The 15,563-nt window shown below is 63.7% G+C and carries 16 protein-coding genes; 3 read left to right on the forward strand and 13 right to left on the reverse strand.

Translation table 11 applies throughout. The annotated features are described in order from the left end of the window. Positions 1 to 18: 18 nt before the first annotated feature. Entirely contained in the window at positions 19 to 969 is a 951-nt protein-coding gene (locus C167_RS0107310; RefSeq protein WP_017517612.1) for an alpha/beta fold hydrolase, read from the forward strand. A 63-nt stretch (positions 970 to 1,032) separates the two neighbouring features. On the opposite strand, the gene fabV is transcribed toward C167_RS0107310, so the two are convergent. The 3 genes from fabV to C167_RS0107325 all read right to left on the reverse strand — a co-directional run bounded on the left by fabV (position 1,033) and on the right by C167_RS0107325 (position 4,121). Further along, a complete protein-coding gene (fabV, locus tag C167_RS0107315) occupies positions 1,033 to 2,229 on the reverse strand; it encodes an enoyl-ACP reductase FabV (RefSeq protein WP_017517613.1) in 1,197 nt (398 codons plus the stop codon). Between the two features lie 213 nt (positions 2,230 to 2,442). Continuing rightward, entirely contained in the window at positions 2,443 to 3,372 is a 930-nt protein-coding gene (locus C167_RS0107320; RefSeq protein ID WP_017517614.1) for an electron transfer flavoprotein subunit alpha/FixB family protein, read from the reverse strand. Beyond that, complete coding sequence (locus C167_RS0107325; RefSeq protein WP_026078867.1) at positions 3,372 to 4,121, reverse strand: electron transfer flavoprotein subunit beta/FixA family protein; 750 nt, start codon at positions 4,119 to 4,121, stop codon at positions 3,372 to 3,374. Before C167_RS0107325 ends, C167_RS0107320 begins: the two co-directional genes overlap by 1 nt. Positions 4,122 to 4,380: 259 nt before the next feature. Here C167_RS0107325 and C167_RS0107330 point away from each other — a divergent pair, with 259 nt between their 5' ends. After that, positions 4,381 to 6,120: an electron transfer flavoprotein-ubiquinone oxidoreductase gene (locus C167_RS0107330; protein WP_268744085.1), complete on the forward strand. Its 1,740-nt coding sequence runs from the start codon at positions 4,381 to 4,383 to the stop codon at positions 6,118 to 6,120. A gap of 107 nt (positions 6,121 to 6,227) precedes the next feature. On the opposite strand, the gene C167_RS0107335 is transcribed toward C167_RS0107330, so the two are convergent. The 5 genes from C167_RS0107335 to C167_RS0107355 form a co-directional block, all read right to left on the reverse strand. After that, positions 6,228 to 6,806 carry a DUF1285 domain-containing protein gene (locus C167_RS0107335; RefSeq protein ID WP_017517617.1) on the reverse strand — a complete coding sequence of 193 codons (579 nt, stop codon included), beginning with the start codon at positions 6,804 to 6,806 and terminating at the stop codon, positions 6,228 to 6,230. Further along, positions 6,803 to 7,414 carry a DUF4823 domain-containing protein gene (locus C167_RS0107340; protein WP_017517618.1) on the reverse strand — a complete coding sequence of 204 codons (612 nt, stop codon included), beginning with the start codon at positions 7,412 to 7,414 and terminating at the stop codon, positions 6,803 to 6,805. The genes C167_RS0107335 and C167_RS0107340 overlap by 4 nt, the downstream gene beginning before the upstream one ends. Positions 7,415 to 7,478: 64 nt before the next feature. Continuing rightward, complete coding sequence (locus tag C167_RS0107345; protein ID WP_017517619.1) at positions 7,479 to 8,372, reverse strand: radical SAM protein; 894 nt, start codon at positions 8,370 to 8,372, stop codon at positions 7,479 to 7,481. Positions 8,373 to 8,397: 25 nt separating this feature from the next. Further along, complete coding sequence (locus C167_RS0107350) at positions 8,398 to 9,366, reverse strand: GTP 3',8-cyclase MoaA (protein ID WP_017517620.1); 969 nt, start codon at positions 9,364 to 9,366, stop codon at positions 8,398 to 8,400. 93 nt (positions 9,367 to 9,459) lie between these two features. Further along, positions 9,460 to 10,098, reverse strand: coding sequence for a TetR/AcrR family transcriptional regulator (locus C167_RS0107355; protein ID WP_017517621.1), 639 nt, complete (start codon positions 10,096 to 10,098; stop codon positions 9,460 to 9,462). Between the two features lie 84 nt (positions 10,099 to 10,182). Between C167_RS0107355 and C167_RS0107360 the strand changes: the two genes are divergently transcribed. Beyond that, complete coding sequence (locus tag C167_RS0107360; protein ID WP_017517622.1) at positions 10,183 to 11,316, forward strand: aminotransferase class V-fold PLP-dependent enzyme; 1,134 nt, start codon at positions 10,183 to 10,185, stop codon at positions 11,314 to 11,316. Positions 11,317 to 11,588: 272 nt separating this feature from the next. Here C167_RS0107360 and C167_RS0107365 read toward each other — a convergent pair whose 3' ends face one another. From C167_RS0107365 to mltG, 5 genes are all read right to left on the reverse strand, one after another. Next, positions 11,589 to 12,365, reverse strand: coding sequence for a TatD family hydrolase (locus C167_RS0107365; protein WP_017517623.1), 777 nt, complete (start codon positions 12,363 to 12,365; stop codon positions 11,589 to 11,591). A gap of 73 nt (positions 12,366 to 12,438) precedes the next feature. Further along, positions 12,439 to 12,795, reverse strand: coding sequence for a PilZ domain-containing protein (locus C167_RS0107370; protein WP_009621447.1), 357 nt, complete (start codon positions 12,793 to 12,795; stop codon positions 12,439 to 12,441). A 36-nt stretch (positions 12,796 to 12,831) separates the two neighbouring features. Next, positions 12,832 to 13,818: a DNA polymerase III subunit delta' gene (locus C167_RS0107375; RefSeq protein WP_017517625.1), complete on the reverse strand. Its 987-nt coding sequence runs from the start codon at positions 13,816 to 13,818 to the stop codon at positions 12,832 to 12,834. Then, positions 13,811 to 14,443: a dTMP kinase gene (gene tmk, locus C167_RS0107380; RefSeq protein WP_017517626.1), complete on the reverse strand. Its 633-nt coding sequence runs from the start codon at positions 14,441 to 14,443 to the stop codon at positions 13,811 to 13,813. Before tmk ends, C167_RS0107375 begins: the two co-directional genes overlap by 8 nt. A gap of 25 nt (positions 14,444 to 14,468) precedes the next feature. Continuing rightward, positions 14,469 to 15,563, reverse strand: coding sequence for an endolytic transglycosylase MltG (mltG, locus tag C167_RS0107385; RefSeq protein WP_017517627.1), 1,095 nt, complete (start codon positions 15,561 to 15,563; stop codon positions 14,469 to 14,471).

Genomic DNA, 15,563 nt, shown 5'->3' on the forward strand with positions numbered 1-15,563 from the left:
TGGTAATAAGGACTTCTCATGAAGAAAGCCCTTCTGGCCCTTCTGCTGCTGATAGCTGTCGCCGCTGGCGTGCTCTACGCCTTTCCCTCCACTCTGCTGGCGACCGCCCAGTACGTCGAAAGCGCCCGCGCCCGGCTGTCGACCAACAGCCTGCAGGTCGACGACCTGGACATCAGCTACTACGAGGGCGGCCCGGACAAGGCCCAGACCATCCTGCTGATCCACGGCTTCGGCGCCGACAAGAGCAACTGGCCGCGCTTCGCTCGCTTCCTGACCAAGGACTATCACGTCATCGCCATCGACCTGCCGGGCTTCGGTGACAGCAGCAAGCCTGCGAACATCAGCTACGACGTCGGCACCCAGGCCGAGCGCCTGGCCGATTTCATGCGCGAACTGGGCATCGGCCGCTTTCACGTGATCGGCAACTCCATGGGCGGGCACATCGCTGCGCTGCTGGCCGCGCGGCACCCGCAGGAGGTCCTGTCGGTCGGCCTGTTCGACAATGCCGGCATCACGGCGCCGCACCAGAGCGAGCTGTTCGAGCGCCTGCTCAAGGGCGGCGACAACCCGCTGGTGTTGCGTTCGGTGGACGACTTCCCGACCCTGCTCGACTTCGTCTTCGTGCAGAAGCCACCGCTGCCGTCACGCCTGCAGGATTACCTGGCCGAACGCTCGCTGGAGCGCAGCGCCTTCAACGGCATGGTCTTCCAGCAGTTGCGCGAACGCTATATCCCGCTTGAACCCGAGCTGCCGAAGATCACCGCGCCGACCCTGCTGCTGTGGGGCGAGCGCGACCGCGTGCTGGACGTTTCCAGCATCGACGTGATGAAACCGCTGCTGAAGCAACCCAGCGTGGCGATCCTGCGCGATTGCGGCCATGTGCCGATGATCGAGCGCCCGGAGGAAACCGCCCGCCTCTACCTGGACTTCCTCCAGCAAAATCACACGCCCGTTACCGCATCGAACTGAACCCGACTGGAAAACAGAAACGGCGCCCTGGGGCGCCGTTTCTGTTTCTGCTCGGTATCGAACTCAGAGCTGGATCAGATTCGGAATCTGCACGTCCGGATTGACGTCCTGCTCGTAGTCCACGCCAGCGATCTCGAAACCGAAGAGGCGCAGGAACTCGGACTTGTAGCCGGTGAAGTCGGTCAGCTGGTACAGGTTCTCGTTGGTCACCTTGTTCCACAGGTCCTTCACGGTGTCCTGCACGTCCGGCTGCAGTTCCTTGTAGTCGGCGCGCAGGCGGCCATCGGCGTCCAGGTGCGGCTCGGCGCCGTAAAGGCTTTCACGGAACAGGCCGTCGACCTGCTCGATGCAGCCTTCGTGGGTGCCCTTCTCCTTCATCACCTTGAACAGCAGCGACAGGTACAACGGCATCATCGGGATGGCCGAGCTGGCCTGGGTAACCACGGCCTTCAGCACGGACACACGAGCGTCGCCACCGGTAGCGGCCAGCTTCTCGCGAATGCCCAGGACCTTCTGGTCCAGGTCCTTCTTGGCGGCACCGATGGAGCCGTTCCAGTACAGGTCGTGGGTGATCTCTTCGCCCAGGTAGGTGAAGGCGGTGGTCTTGGCGCCGTCGGCCAGTACACCGGCCTCCTGCAGGGCGTCGATCCACATCTGCCAGTCTTCACCGCCCATTACCGCTACGGTGTTGGCGATTTCCTCAGGCGTCGCCGGCTCCATCACGCTTTCCTTGATCACTTCCTTGTCGGTGTCCAGACCACGGAAGTTGACGGCCTTGCCCACCGGCTTGAGCACGGAATTGAAGACCTCGCCGGTCTTGGGATGGGTACGGCGCGGCGCGGCCAGGCTGTAGACGACCAGGTCGACCTTGCCCAGGTCCTGCTTGATGGTGTCGATGGTGACTTTCTTCACTTCATCGGAGAAGGCGTCGCCGTTGATGCTGCGCGCATACAGACCCTTGGCCTTGGCGAACTTCTCGAAGGCAGCCGAGTTGTACCAGCCGGCAGTGCCCGCCTTGGTCTCGCTGCCAGGGCGCTCGAAGAACACGCCCAGGGTGTCGGCGCCGGCACCGAAGGCTGCGCTGATGCGCGCGGCCAGGCCGTAGCCGGTGGAGGAACCGATGACCAGGACCTTCTTCGGACCGTTGGCGATGGGGCCGTGCGCCTCGACGTACTCGATCTGTTCCTTGACGTTGGCTTCACAGCCGGTCGGGTGGGTAGTGACGCAGATGAAGCCACGCACGCGCGGTTTGATGATCATGAAAACCTCGGTAGCCAGGTGTCGATTGAACACATTCAGGAACTGGAGACGTCGCGCATTGTAGATGAGACACCTTCGCCGGTGGACTTCTCGGCAAAGATTCGTGACCAATGGGTCATCGGCGCAGCAGAACGGCCATTCCCGAGAAAAATCAGGGACCTGAAATGAAAGAACCCGCCACGGGGGCGGGTTCCTTCAGCAAGCGGATCGGGCTCAGACGGCCTTTTCCAGCTCCGGTACGGCTTCGAACAGGTCGGCGACCAGGCCGTAGTCGGCAACCTGGAAGATCGGCGCCTCTTCGTCCTTGTTGATCGCGACGATCACTTTCGAATCCTTCATGCCCGCCAAGTGCTGGATGGCGCCGGAGATGCCGACGGCCACATACAGCTGCGGAGCGACGATCTTGCCGGTCTGGCCGACCTGCATGTCGTTCGGCACGAAGCCGGCATCCACGGCAGCGCGGGAAGCGCCGACGGCAGCGCCCAGCTTGTCAGCCAGGGAGTAGAGGATCTTGAAGTTGTCGCCATTGCCCATGCCGCGGCCGCCGGAAACGACGATCTTGGCAGCGGTCAGTTCCGGACGGTCGGACTTGGCCAGTTCTTCGCCAACGAAGGCGGATTTGCCGGCATCGGCCGGGCCGGAAACGGCTTCAACGGCAGCGGAGCCACCTTCGGCAGCAGCGGCATCGAAGCCGGTGCCACGCACGGTGATAACCTTGACGGCAGCCGAGGACTGCACGGTCGCGATGGCGTTACCGGCGTAGATCGGGCGCTTGAAGGTGTCGGCGCTGACCACTTCGATGATTTCGGAGATCTGGTCGACGTCCAGCAGGGCAGCGACGCGCGGCAGGAAGTTCTTGCCGTTGGTGGTAGCGGCGGCCAGCACATGGCTGTAGCCCTTGCCAAGCTCAGCGATCAGCGGAGCGACGTTCTCCGGCAGCTGGTGAGCGTAGGCGGCGTTGTCGGCGACCAGCACCTTGGAAACGCCTGCGATCTTGGCAGCGGCTTCGGCCACGCCACCCACGTTCTGGCCAGCGACCAGGACGGCGATGTCGCCGCCGATCTTCTGCGCAGCAGCGACAGTGTTCAGGGTGGCAGCGCCCAGTGCGCCGTTGTTGTGCTCAGCGATTACCAGGATAGCCATCAGATTACTTTCGCCTCGTTCTTCAGTTTCTCGACCAGTTCGGCAACGGACTTGACCTTGATGCCGGCGCTACGGGCAGCCGGAGCTTCGACTTTCACGGTCTTCACGGTGGAAGCGGTGGAAACGCCCAGGGCGTCCGGAGTCACCACGTCCAGCGGTTTCTTCTTCGCCTTCATGATGTTCGGCAGCGACGCATAGCGCGGCTCGTTCAGGCGCAGGTCGGTGGTCACGATGGCCGGCAGGTTCAGGGCAACGGTCTGCAGGCCGCCATCGATTTCACGGGTGACGTTGACCTTGTCGCCAGCGACTTCGACCTTGGAGGCGAAGGTGCCCTGGGCATAGCCGGTCAGCGCAGCCAGCATCTGGCCGGTCTGGTTGTTGTCGCTGTCGATGGCCTGCTTGCCGAGGATGACCAGCTGCGGCTGCTCTTTGTCGACCAGGGCTTTCAGCGACTTGGCGATGGCCAGGGAGCTCAGTTCTTCGTTGGTTTCAACGAGGATGGCGCGATCGGCACCCAGCGCCAGCGCGGTACGCAGTTGCTCCTGGGCAGCGGTCGGGCCGACGGAGACCGCGACGATCTCGGTGACGACGCCTTTCTCTTTCAGGCGGACGGCCTCTTCCACGGCGATTTCGCAGAAGGGGTTCATGGACATCTTGACGTTGGCGAGATCGACGCCGGAGTTGTCCGCCTTGACGCGGACCTTGACGTTATAGTCAACCACTCGTTTGACAGCTACAAGAACCTTCATGGATTCCTCGTTTTTCTCCGGTGAATAGGAATGTCGCCAGACAGGCCTGGCCGGTAGTGCACGCCATCTGCGACTACATCCAGCGCAACGCGACCGCAAAACCGCAGGTATCTTGACCGCATCGACCGGGCGGGTCAATACACGAAAATACCCTTCCATAAGCCGCGGACCCCGATTCTATCAGGGTTACGCGCGATTCAAACAAACGTTTGTATTGCGCTCGATAAAGGGTTTAGATATAGCAACAGGTCTAGCTATAATGCGCCCCGCTCTTACTGGGTGGGGGCACGCCCACCCCAATACCTACAAAATACCCAGAGCCTTGATTCAGGAGAGATCGATAGTGGAACGCGAATTTATGGAATTCGACGTCGTCATCGTCGGCGCCGGCCCTGCCGGTCTGTCCGCCGCATGCCGACTGAAACAGAAGGCCGCCGACGCGGGTCAGGAAATCAGCGTCTGTGTGGTCGAGAAGGGTTCCGAAGTGGGCGCCCACATCCTCTCGGGCGCCGTGTTCGAGCCCCGCGCGCTGAACGAGCTGTTCCCCAACTGGAAGGAACTCGAAGCGCCGCTCAACACCCCCGTCAAGCGCGACGACATCTATGTGCTGAAGAGCCCGGAAGCGGCGGCCAAGGTGCCGAACTTCTTCGTGCCCAAGACCATGCACAACGAAGGCAACTACATCATCTCCCTGGGCAACCTGTGCCGCTGGCTGGCCCAGCAGGCCGAAGGCCTGGGCGTCGAGATCTATCCGGGCTTCGCCGCCCAGGAAGCGCTGATCGACGAGAATGGCGTGGTTCGCGGTATTGTCACCGGCGACCTGGGTGTCGACCGCGAAGGCAATCCGAAAGAGGGTTACTACACCCCGGGCATGGAACTGCGCGCCAAGTACACCCTGTTCGCCGAAGGCTGCCGTGGCCACATCGGTAAACAGCTGATCAAGAAGTACAAGCTCGACAGCGAAGCCGACGCCCAGCACTACGGCATCGGCATCAAGGAAATCTGGGACATCGACCCGTCCAAGCACGAGCAGGGCCTGGTGGTGCACACCGCTGGCTGGCCGCTGAACGACGACAACCCGGGCGGCTCCTTCCTCTATCACCTGGAGAACAACCAGGTCGTCGTGGGCCTGATCATCGACCTGTCCTACACCAACCCACACCTGTCGCCGTTCGACGAATTCCAGCGCTACAAGCACCACCCGGTGATCAAGCAGTACCTGGAAGGCGGCAAGCGCGTGGCCTACGGCGCTCGCGCCATCTGCAAGGGCGGCCTGAACTCGCTGCCGAAGATGGTCTTCCCCGGCGGCGCGTTGATCGGTTGCGACCTGGGCACCCTGAACTTCGCCAAGATCAAGGGCAGCCACACCGCCATGAAGTCCGGCATGCTGGCCGCCGACTCCGTGGCCGAAGCCCTGTTCGCCGGCCGCGAAGGCGGCGATGAGCTGACCAACTACGTCGAGGCCTTCAAGGGCAGCTGGCTCTACGACGAGCTGTTCCGCAGCCGCAACTTCGGCGCGGCGATGCACAAGTTCGGCGCCATCGGTGGCGGTGCGTTCAACTTCATCGACCAGAACATCTTCGGCGGCAAGCTGCCGTTCACCCTGCACGACACGACGCCGGACTACGCGACCCTGAAGAAGGCCAGCGAAGCGCCGAAGATCGACTACCCGAAGCCGGACGGCAAACTCAGCTTCGACAAGCTCTCCTCGGTGTTCCTGTCCAACACCAACCATGAGGAAGACCAGCCGATCCACCTGAAGCTGACCGACCCGAGCATCCCGATCGGCAAGAACCTGCCGCTCTACGACGAGCCTGCGCAGCGCTACTGCCCGGCCGGCGTGTACGAAGTGGTGAGCAACGACGACGGCAGCAAGCGCTTCCAGATCAACGCGCAGAACTGCGTGCACTGCAAGACCTGCGACATCAAGGACCCGGCCCAGAACATCACCTGGGTTGCCCCCGAGGGCACCGGCGGTCCGAACTACCCCAACATGTAATTGCGTTGGCGGTAACGGAAAAGGCTCCCTCGGGAGCCTTTTCTTTGCAAGCTAAGTACTTGTAGCGGTGACACCCGGGGACTACTGGCCGCTTTACGACCATCGGGTCACGGCTGCGGCGCAATAGGGAAGAACTCCCCCGAACTCCAGACTCCCAGCCACTCAACACCGTCGATCTCGCGGGGCACCGCCAGCTCAACCAGCTGGTAGAACACATTGCGGTGGATCAGCGCCTCCAGGTTTACCCGCACCAGTACATAGGGCGACGGCTCCTGTGTCTGCGGGTCCAGGTCGACACGGATCGGGTGTGCGGCGTCGGCTACCACTTCGTCCTCGACATTGGTGGTGAAGCGCAGCACCTGCTCCTCGCCCTCCCCTTCGACCACCAGGGTGACCGCGACGAAAGGCGCGTCATCGACGGTGATCCCGCACTTCTCCACCGGAGTGACCAGGAAATAGTCGTCGCCGTCGCGGCGGATGATGGTGGAAAACAGCCGCACCATCGGCTTGCGACCAATCGGCGTGCCCAGGTAATACCAGGTGCCGTCGCGGGCAATACGCATGTCGATATCGCCGCAGCAATCGGGATTCCACAGATGCACCGGCGGCAGTCCCTTTTCCTTGCTGGCGGGAATCTGCGCCAGCAGGTTGCCGGCCCGGTCCGATTGGGTCTGTGGATCAGTCATTGGTACTCCTCTCGCGTCTTCACCCCCAGCAGGCTGCGGGCATAGTCTTCCAGCGGCCGGCCGATCAGGTCTTCGGGGCTGGCATCATAGAATGTCAGAAAACCGCCGCGGCTGCGGATAGTCGCACTGTCTACCAGATAGCGGTTGTCGGTCTCGATCAGCATCACCTGGATCACGCTGCGGTCACGGCCCACGGCGTTATCGGTGTCTTCATACTGTTCATAGGTCCCGACATTGTCCTCCCCGCGTGCGAAGCGCGTATACAGCAGATAATTGGCGCCTGCCGCGCGCGCCTCCTGCATGGCGCCCTCCAGCCCCAGCGGGCTCTTGGCCCGACGCACCAGCGGGAAGTACTGGACGAAGCCCTCGAACGCCTCCTCAGCCACCACGTTGGGCCGCGCGTAAGGGTGGCCCGGCGGCACGAAAGGCCCCTGGGCGATATAGATGAACGAGTCCTGTTGCAGGCGCCAGTTCGCCGTGCGACGTGTCTGGCTGTGATCGAGGAAACCCGCATCGCGCAGGTAGTAATCGGTGCCCTCGGCCAGGTCACTTGGGTTCATGCAGCCGCCCAGGGAGGCGAAAGCAAGGATCAGTATCAGTTGACGCATGCAAAGTCTCCGGAGCCGGCGACGAAAAACCGGCATTCGGACAGGCAATGCAGCTTCCGCGCCATCACAGGCCGCGCTGCCATTCCTGACGCAAGTGCGCGCGCTGCGGCTGCTCGATGGCCTGGCGAACCTCGGCGAGCAATTTTGCCTTGTCCGCCCCCAGCGTGCCCTTGAGCACCAGGTAGTTGGACGCATGATCGCTGCGAAACACTGTGTCGCGCAGTTCCAGCGCACTCAGCAGGCGCTCGACCTCGACGAACAGTTCCGCCTGGGTCAGCGGCTGGAAGTCCGGGAAGCCAGTCCGATAGCGCTCCTCGCCGGTGGGGAAGCTCACCACCAGGGTGGAGAGAAACTCCGGTTGCGCCTCGTTCATCAGGCGCGCCGAATTGTCGGCATGCTGGGCGCTCAGCGTGCTGCCACCCAGGCCGTTGAGGATCATCACAGAGCGCCTGACTCCCGCCTCGCCCAGCTTCTGCAAGGCATCCAGCGTGGAGGCGTAGGTCTCGCCCTTGTTCACCCGCGCCAATACCTCATCGTCACCGGACTCGGCACCTACGTAGGCCATGCGCAGGCCGGCATCGGCCAGCTCCTTCAGCTCATCCACGGACTTCTTGCGCAGGTTGCGCGGCAGACAGTAGCTGGAGACGCGATCCACCTCCGGCATGTGGTCACGGATCGCGCGCAGGATGTTGAGCAGGCGCCGCGTCGGCAGCACCAGTGCATCACCGTCGGCGAGGAACACCCGCTGGACGATCAGGCGCTCGCCGCAGCGGCGAATCTCCTCCAGCACTTCGGCCTCGTCACGGGCGCGGAATTTCTTTTGCGGCTGGGTGTACATCTCGCAGAAGCCGCACTGGTTCCACGAACAACCGTTGGTGACCGGAAGAATCAGCGAGTGCGCCTCGCTGGGCGGCCGGAACACCGGCTCGATGTACGAAATTGGGAATTCGTTGGGCATGGGGTAATCAGGTCTGGGGGCGATCTCAGCCGCCGATGATCTTCATGATGGTGACGCCGCCGGAGAAGGCAACTTCCTGCTTGTCCGCCAGGGCCCGCACCAGCAACCGCTGCAGGGCCGGGAGCGCCTGGTGGCGGGGCTTGTCCAGCAGGTCGCCGACGTAGTGGCGGTTGCTCGACGACAGGCAGCCATGCAGCCAGCCGGTGGACGACAGGCGCAGGCGCGAACAGGTCCGGCAGAACGGCACGCTTTCGTTGGCGATGACACCGAAATAACCCTGCCCCGGCACTTCGTAGCGAATGGCGGTAGCGTCCACCGGCGCATCGGCCTGGATGTAGGAGTGACGAGCCCCGATCAGTTCCAGCAGCTCCTGCAAACTGACGAACTGCTGGTGGAAGCCATTGGGATCGTGGGCCAGGTGCCCCATGCGCATCAGCTCGATGAAGCGCAGTTCGAAGCCATGCCCCAGGCAGTAGTCCAGCAACGGCACCACCTGGTCGAGGTTCTGTCCACGCAGGGGCACCATGTTCAGCTTGATCTTCAACCCGGCCGCGCGGGCCTCGTCGAGCCCCGTGAGCACGGTGGCCAGGTCGCCACCGCGGGCGATACGCCGGAAGGCGTCGGCATCCAGGGTATCAAGTGAGACATTGAGGCGGCGGATACCGCAGTCCAGCAGCAGCGGCAGCTTCTTCGACAACAGTTGGCCGTTGGTGGTGAGGGAAATGTCCTGCAAACCGAGGCGGCTTACGCCGTGGAGGAAGGTATCCAGCTTCGGACTGACCAGCGGCTCACCGCCGGTGACCCGCAGGCGCTCGATGCCGGCGGCCTCGATCAGGTAGGCGACGCCACGCACCAGCGATTCGGCGGGCAACTCATCCTGTGCAGCGACCAGACGCTTGCCGTCCGGCACGCAGTAAGTGCAGGCGTAGTTGCATGCGGCGGTCAGGCTGACCCGCAAATTGCGGAAGCGCCTGCCCTGGCGGTCGACGATCATGCTTGGCTCCGGCGGGGATCATCCATTCAGTATATCCCCGCCCTCGGCCGCCACCCTGTCGCATGAGCGACGATGGACAGCGCGAATGTCGACTCAGGCGGCCGGCGTATCGCCGTCGCGCTTGCGCTTGTTACCCATGCGCACGCCGATGTCCATGAGGAACTGGAAGAACCCTTCCTGATCCTCCAGCACGTCGCGCCAGAACGGCGAGTGGTACAGCGCCACGGCGCCATGCACCAGGGCCCAGGCTGCGCAGTAGTGGAAGTAGGCCGGAACGTCTTCCAGCTTGCCCGCCGCAATGCGTTCCTTGATCAGCTGGCTCAGGCGCTCGAAGTTGGATTCGCGGATCTTGTGCAGCTCCTCAACCATCTCCGGGACCTGGCTGGTCTTCACCACCTTTTCTTCCAGGCGGTCGAAAAGACGGTAGCGCTGCGGATCACGCATGCGGAACTCGAAGTAGGCGCGCGACAGGCGCTCCTTGTCGCGGGCGACGTCTTCGGAGTGGAACAGGTCGGCCAGATCGCGCTCGTAGTCCAGCATCAGGCGCAGGTAGATTTCCGCCTTGGACTTGAAGTGCTTGTAAATGGTGCCTTTGCCGATACCTACGGCATCGGCGATCATTTCGACCGTGACACTGTCTTCGCCCTGTTCCAGGAACAGCTTGAGGGCGGTGTCGAGGATTTCCTGTTCGCGACGGCGGAATTCGCGAACCTTGCGCGGCTCTTTCTGCATAAAAAGACTGTTCGGTCAAAAATAGTCAAAATTCGAAGCCGCGTATTATGCCTATTCAGCGCCAAATTGCACGGATCATCCGACATGATTAGCTTTTCTTCCGAGTTTCCGCACCAACCCGGCCTGCGCTACCTGAACCACGCGGCGGTCGCCCCCTGGCCGAAGCGCGCCGCAGACGCCGTGGCGGCCTTCGCCCAGGAGAACATCCTGCAGGGCGCGCGCGACTACCCGCGCTGGCTGACCATCGAAAGGCGTCTGCGCGAGCGCTTGATGCGCCTGGTGAACGCCCGGAGCACCGGCGACATCGCGCTGGTGAAGAACACCTCGGAGGCGCTGTCGTTCGTCGCTTTCGGCCTGGACTGGCGCCCTGGCGACCAGGTGGTGATCAGCGACCAGGAATTCCCCTCCAACCGCATCGTCTGGGAAGCGCTGAAGCCGCGCGGCGTGGAAGTCATCCAGGTGAGCCTGGACGGCGATGACCCGGAGGGCAACCTGCTGGCCGCCTGCACCTCGCGCACCCGCCTGCTGTCTATCAGCGCCGTGCAGTACGCCAGCGGCCTGCGCATGGACCTGGAGCGCCTCGGCGCCGGCTGCCGCCAGCGCGGCGTGCTGTATTGCATCGATGCCATCCAGCAACTGGGCGCCCTGCCCTTCGACGTCCAGGCCTATGACTGCGCCTTCGCCATGGCCGACGGCCACAAATGGCTGCTCGGCCCGGAGGGCCTGGGTGTGTTCTATTGCCGCGCCGCCGAGCGCGACCAACTGGCATTGCAGGAATACGGCTGGCACATGCTGGAAAACGCCGGCAACTATGACCTCGCTGACTGGCAGCCGGCCCGCAGCGCGCGGCGTTTCGAGTGCGGCAGCCCGAATATGCTGGGCGCCGTGGCGCTGGAAGCCAGCCTGAGCCTGCTGGAGGAAGTGGGCATGGGGACGGTAGGCGAACTGGTGCAGGCGCGCGTCCAGCAGTTGCAGGACGGCCTGGGCCGTATCGACGGAGCCTCACTGCACAGCCCGCTGGACCCGACCCGCCGCGCCGGCATCCTGACCTTCAGCCTGGCAGGTTGGGACAATACGCGGCTGCTGGAGCGCCTGCGCGCCGAACAGGTGGTGTGCATCCAGCGTGGGGCCGGCATCCGCTTCTCGCCGCACTTCTACACCAGCGAGGCGTTGATCGACGAAACCCTGGAGCTGATCGTGGCTCTGGCGGGGCAGTAATGCAGTCGCGACCGAGAAAGCTGCTCAGCCCGGTGTGATGTATTCCAAATCCGTTTAAAAAACACCGGGCACCCTGTGGCAGCCGCCGCAACTTGGCCAATACTTGTAGATACCGGTGCGCGGCATCTCCCCCCAAGTGCCCTGCCGGTGAAGGCACCGAGGATCGCGTGCCTTATTGTTACACTCCTAATGGTCTTGACCCGGATTCATCCCCCAGAACCCGGGTTTTTTTTTGCGCGCAGGAAATGTAACGGCGTTCCTCATCCAGTCGATCAGCTGGCGAGCGGGAACAGCCGGCGGAAGTTGGCAGTGGTCTGCTCGGCCAGGCTCTCGAAGCTGACTCCGCGCAGCACGGCCAGGTACTCGGCCACTTCGCGTACGTATTCGGGCAGGTTCGGCTTGCCGCGGTGGGGAACCGGTGCCAGGTAGGGCGAATCGGTTTCCACCAGCAGGCGATCCACCGGCACCTGGCGGGCGACTTCGCGCAGCTGCTCGGCATTACGGAAGGTGACGATGCCCGACAGCGAAATGTAGAAGCCGATATCCAGCGCCGCCTTGGCCATCTCCCAGTCTTCGGTGAAGCAGTGCAGCACGCCGGCCTGCGGCAGCGCCGCCTCGCGCAGCAGCGCCAGGGTGTCGGCGCGGGCTTCGCGCGTATGCACGATGACCGGCTTGCCGGTGAGCTTGGCGGCCTCCAGGTGCAGGCGGAAAGCCTCCTGTTGCAACTCGGCGGCCTCGGGCTCGTAGTGATAATCCAGGCCGGTCTCGCCGATCGCCACCACACGCGGATGATTCAGCTCGTCCAGCAACCAGTCCAGCGCCGGCGCGGCACCGGGCTCAAGGTCCAGCGGATGGACGCCCACGGAGCAATGCACATCGGCATAGCGTTCAGCCAGGTCCTTCACCGCCCTGGCGTTGTCCGCACTTACGCCGATGCACAGGAACTGGCTGACGCCACGCGCCCGCGCGGCGTCCAGCGCGGCATCCAGCGACCCGTCGTGGGCGGCGAGATCGAGACGATCGAGATGGCAGTGGGAATCGACCAGCATGAAAACACTCTCCGAAAAATGACGAAGCGCCCCATCGGGCGCTTCGTGCGTGCAGCTGTATAGGCGACGAATTCTACATGGTATGGGTCGGGCGGTCCGACTTCAGCGCGCCGGCGAGGTAGGTCTCGATCTTGTTGCGCGCGGTGTTGTCGCCATCGTTGAACTGCACGCCGATACCGGCGGCACGGTTGCCCTGGGCGCCTTTCGGCGTGATCCAGACCACCTTGCCGGCGACCGGGATCTTCTCCGGCTCGTCCATCAGGTTGAGCAGCATGAAGACCTCGTCGCCCAACTTGTAGGTCTTGTTGGTCGGAATGAACAGCCCTCCGTTGCGGATGAACGGCATGTAGGCGGCATACAGCACGGATTTGTCCTTGATGGTCAAAGACAGGATTCCGTTACGCGGACCCAGATTTGGTGGCAAGCTCATTCAGCTGTCCTGGCAGATTTTTCCGATGGCCGGATTCTAGCCCGGCCCGGGGAGACTTGCCCACTGTACGAGCAAGGCTTCGAGAAGCAAGGCACGGTTAAGGTTGGCTTTATTGAGAACCTTCTGCCGTTGCAGCAGCAGCCAGTCCTGCATCGCCAGCACCTTGGGTTGTGTCGACTTCTCGGCGAGGTACTGCACGACCTTGCGCATGTCGGCCAATCCCAACCCTTCTTCGTCGCGGGCCAATTGGTAGCGCAGGATCAGCAGCGACCAGTCGCAGAACCAGTCGAACAACAGTGGCAAAGGTACCGCATTCCAGCTTTCTGCCAGCTGACCTGGGGCAACCTGCTGCTTGAGCAGCTTCTTTACGCCCTCTACCACCTGCGCGCGCTGCTCGCGCACGTTCTGGCCCTGCAAGCGCAGCGCTGTAAGCGGCGAGCCGCCGGCCAGTACCAGCAACTCGTCCAGCGCCTCAGCAGATTCGCCCGGCAGTGCATTGGCCAGCCAGTCACGGGCCTGCTCAGCCGTTGGCTGCGGACAGGCCTGCTGCACGCAGCGGCTCTTGATGGTCGGTAGCAAGCGGCTGGGCTGATGGCTGATCAGCAGCAGCACGGTGTCGCCAGAAGGCTCTTCCAGACTCTTCAGCAATGCGTTGGCGGCGTTGAGGTTCATGGCCTCGGCCGGCTCGAGCAGCACCACCTTGCGCCCGCCCAACTGTGCGGTCTGCACCACGAAGCCCACCAGTTCGCGGACCTGATCGACACGGATGGGTTTTTCCGGCTCTTCAGGCTCCAGCAGGAAGAAGTCCGGGTGGGTACCAGCCGCGAGCAGCAGGCAGGCCTTGCACTGCCCGCACGCCTTGCCGCCTTCTGGATGCTGGCAGAGCAGGAAATGCACGAGATTGTCGGCCAGCACGCGCTTGCCGATGCCAGCCGGGCCGTGCAGCAAATAGGCGTGGGCGTGGCGCGGTCGGCTGCTGAGCTGCTGCCAGAGGCCCTGCTGCCAAGGATAGATGTCAGCCATTGAGGCGCTCCAGCAGGCTCGGCAGCAGCGCATCCAGATCACGCTGCACGTCGGCCAGCGACTGCGCGGCATCGAGGATGCGATAGCGCGCAGGCTCCGCTCGGGCGCGATCCAGATAGGTATTACGTACCGCGTCGAAGAAGGCACGGCCTTCCTGCTCGAAACGATCCAGGCGGCCACGCGCAGCGGCGCGGGACAAGCCGATTTCCACCGGCAGGTCGAAGACCAGGGTGAGGTCGGGGCGCAGGCCGCCCTGGACGAAACTCTCCAGTTGCGCAATGCGCTCCACCGGCAGGCCGCGGCCACCGCCCTGGTAGGCGTAGGTGGCGTCCGTGAAGCGATCACAGAGAACGACGGCGCCTCGCTCGAGAGCCGGGCGGATAACCTCGGCGATGTGCTGCGCGCGAGCAGCGAAGACCAGCAGCAGCTCGGTATCCACCGCCATCTTTTCATCGCTGGGGTCCAGCAGCAGTTCGCGGATGCGTTCGGCCAGCGGCGTGCCGCCGGGCTCGCGGGTGAGCTGGACCTCGATACCGCGCTCGCGCAGACGCTCGGCCAGGTACTCGCGATTGGTGCTCTTGCCCGCGCCTTCGGGGCCTTCCAGGGTGATGAACAGGCCGGTCACTCGGCTCACTCCTTGTGTTGTCGGGCTACTGCGCCGCAGGGGTGTCTGCGGCGGGAGCGTCGGCGTCCGGCATCGGCGCCGGCAGCGGAACGGGCGCCGGACTGGAACGGTAGTCGGCGCGGCGCTTGATCTGGAACTCCTGAACGGCCTTGTTGTGGTCGTCGAGGTTGTCGGAGAAGGTATGGCTGCCGTCGCCGCGGGCGACAAAGTACAGACTCTGTCCCGCCACCGGGTTGAGCGCGGCGTGGATGGCCTCGCGGCCGGGCAGCGCAATGGGCGTCGGCGGCAGGCCGGCGACCACGTAGGTGTTGTAGGGGGTCGGAGTGCGCAAATCGGCGCGGGTGATCTTGCCGGCGTAGCGCTCGCCCATGCCGTAGATGACGGTCGGATCGGTCTGCAGCAGCATGTTCTTCTGCAGGCGACGCACGAAGACCCCGGCGATCTGGCCGCGCTCCTGGGGCACGCCGGTTTCCTTCTCCACCAGCGAGGCCATGATCAGCGCCTGGTAGGAATCCTTGTAGGGCAGGTCATCGCTGCGCTTGTCCCACTCCTCGGCCAGGATGCTGTCCATGCGCTGGTAGGCGTGCTTGAGGATGTCGACATCCTTGGTGCCACGGACGAAGCGGTAGGTATCAGGGAAGAAGCGGCCTTCGGGGAAGACGCCGGGCTTGCCCAGCTTCGCCATGACCTCGGCATCGCTGAGGCCGTTCAGGGTCTGCTCCAACTTGGGCTGGCGGGCAAGCAGTTCGCGCACCTGGTGGAAGTTCCAGCCCTCGACCAGCGTCAGGCCGTACTGCACCACATCGCCCTCTCGCCACAAGTCGAGCAACTGGGCGGCGGTCATGCCCGGCGTCAGGCGGTATTCGCCGCTGTGCAGCGCCTCGCCGGCCAGGTTGAAACGCCAGTACAGGCGCAGCCAGAAGCCACCGTGCAGGATGTTTTCGTCTTCCAGGCGGGTCAGCAGGCGGCCGGGGGTGGCGCCGCTGGGGGCGTCGAGCAGACGCTCTTCGGTAAGCTGGAGCGGCTGCTGCAGCGCACGCTGCTGCTCCCAGGCCGCCAGGCCCAGCACGAGCCCGGCCAGCAGCAGGCCGCCTTCCAGCAGCACCAGCAATTTGCGCAT

The sequence above is a fragment of the Pseudomonas nitroreducens TX1 genome (assembly GCF_000313755.1).
Taxonomy (GTDB): domain Bacteria; phylum Pseudomonadota; class Gammaproteobacteria; order Pseudomonadales; family Pseudomonadaceae; genus Pseudomonas; species Pseudomonas nitroreducens_A.

Bases quoted from the DNA above. Each gene is read 5' to 3' on its own strand.
- C167_RS0107355 (WP_017517621.1), bottom strand. From the start codon at position 10,098: ATGCAGAAAGAGCCGCGCAAGGTTCGCGAATTCCGCCGTCGCGAACAG.
- C167_RS0107360 (WP_017517622.1), top strand. From the start codon at position 10,183: ATGATTAGCTTTTCTTCCGAGTTTCCGCACCAACCCGGCCTGCGCTAC.
- C167_RS0107335 (WP_017517617.1), bottom strand. From the start codon at position 6,806: ATGACTGATCCACAGACCCAATCGGACCGGGCCGGCAACCTGCTGGCG.
- mltG (WP_017517627.1), bottom strand. From the start codon at position 15,563: ATGCGCAAATTGCTGGTGCTGCTGGAAGGCGGCCTGCTGCTGGCCGGG.
- C167_RS0107370 (WP_009621447.1), bottom strand. From the start codon at position 12,795: ATGAGCTTGCCACCAAATCTGGGTCCGCGTAACGGAATCCTGTCTTTG.
- C167_RS0107350 (WP_017517620.1), bottom strand. From the start codon at position 9,366: ATGATCGTCGACCGCCAGGGCAGGCGCTTCCGCAATTTGCGGGTCAGC.
- C167_RS0107330 (WP_268744085.1), top strand. From the start codon at position 4,381: ATGCGCCCCGCTCTTACTGGGTGGGGGCACGCCCACCCCAATACCTAC.
- C167_RS0107365 (WP_017517623.1), bottom strand. From the start codon at position 12,365: ATGCTGGTCGATTCCCACTGCCATCTCGATCGTCTCGATCTCGCCGCC.
- C167_RS0107320 (WP_017517614.1), bottom strand. From the start codon at position 3,372: ATGGCTATCCTGGTAATCGCTGAGCACAACAACGGCGCACTGGGCGCT.
- C167_RS0107375 (WP_017517625.1), bottom strand. From the start codon at position 13,818: ATGGCTGACATCTATCCTTGGCAGCAGGGCCTCTGGCAGCAGCTCAGC.
- fabV (WP_017517613.1), bottom strand. From the start codon at position 2,229: ATGATCATCAAACCGCGCGTGCGTGGCTTCATCTGCGTCACTACCCAC.
- C167_RS0107310 (WP_017517612.1), top strand. From the start codon at position 19: ATGAAGAAAGCCCTTCTGGCCCTTCTGCTGCTGATAGCTGTCGCCGCT.
- C167_RS0107345 (WP_017517619.1), bottom strand. From the start codon at position 8,372: ATGCCCAACGAATTCCCAATTTCGTACATCGAGCCGGTGTTCCGGCCG.
- C167_RS0107325 (WP_026078867.1), bottom strand. From the start codon at position 4,121: ATGAAGGTTCTTGTAGCTGTCAAACGAGTGGTTGACTATAACGTCAAG.
- C167_RS0107340 (WP_017517618.1), bottom strand. From the start codon at position 7,414: ATGCGTCAACTGATACTGATCCTTGCTTTCGCCTCCCTGGGCGGCTGC.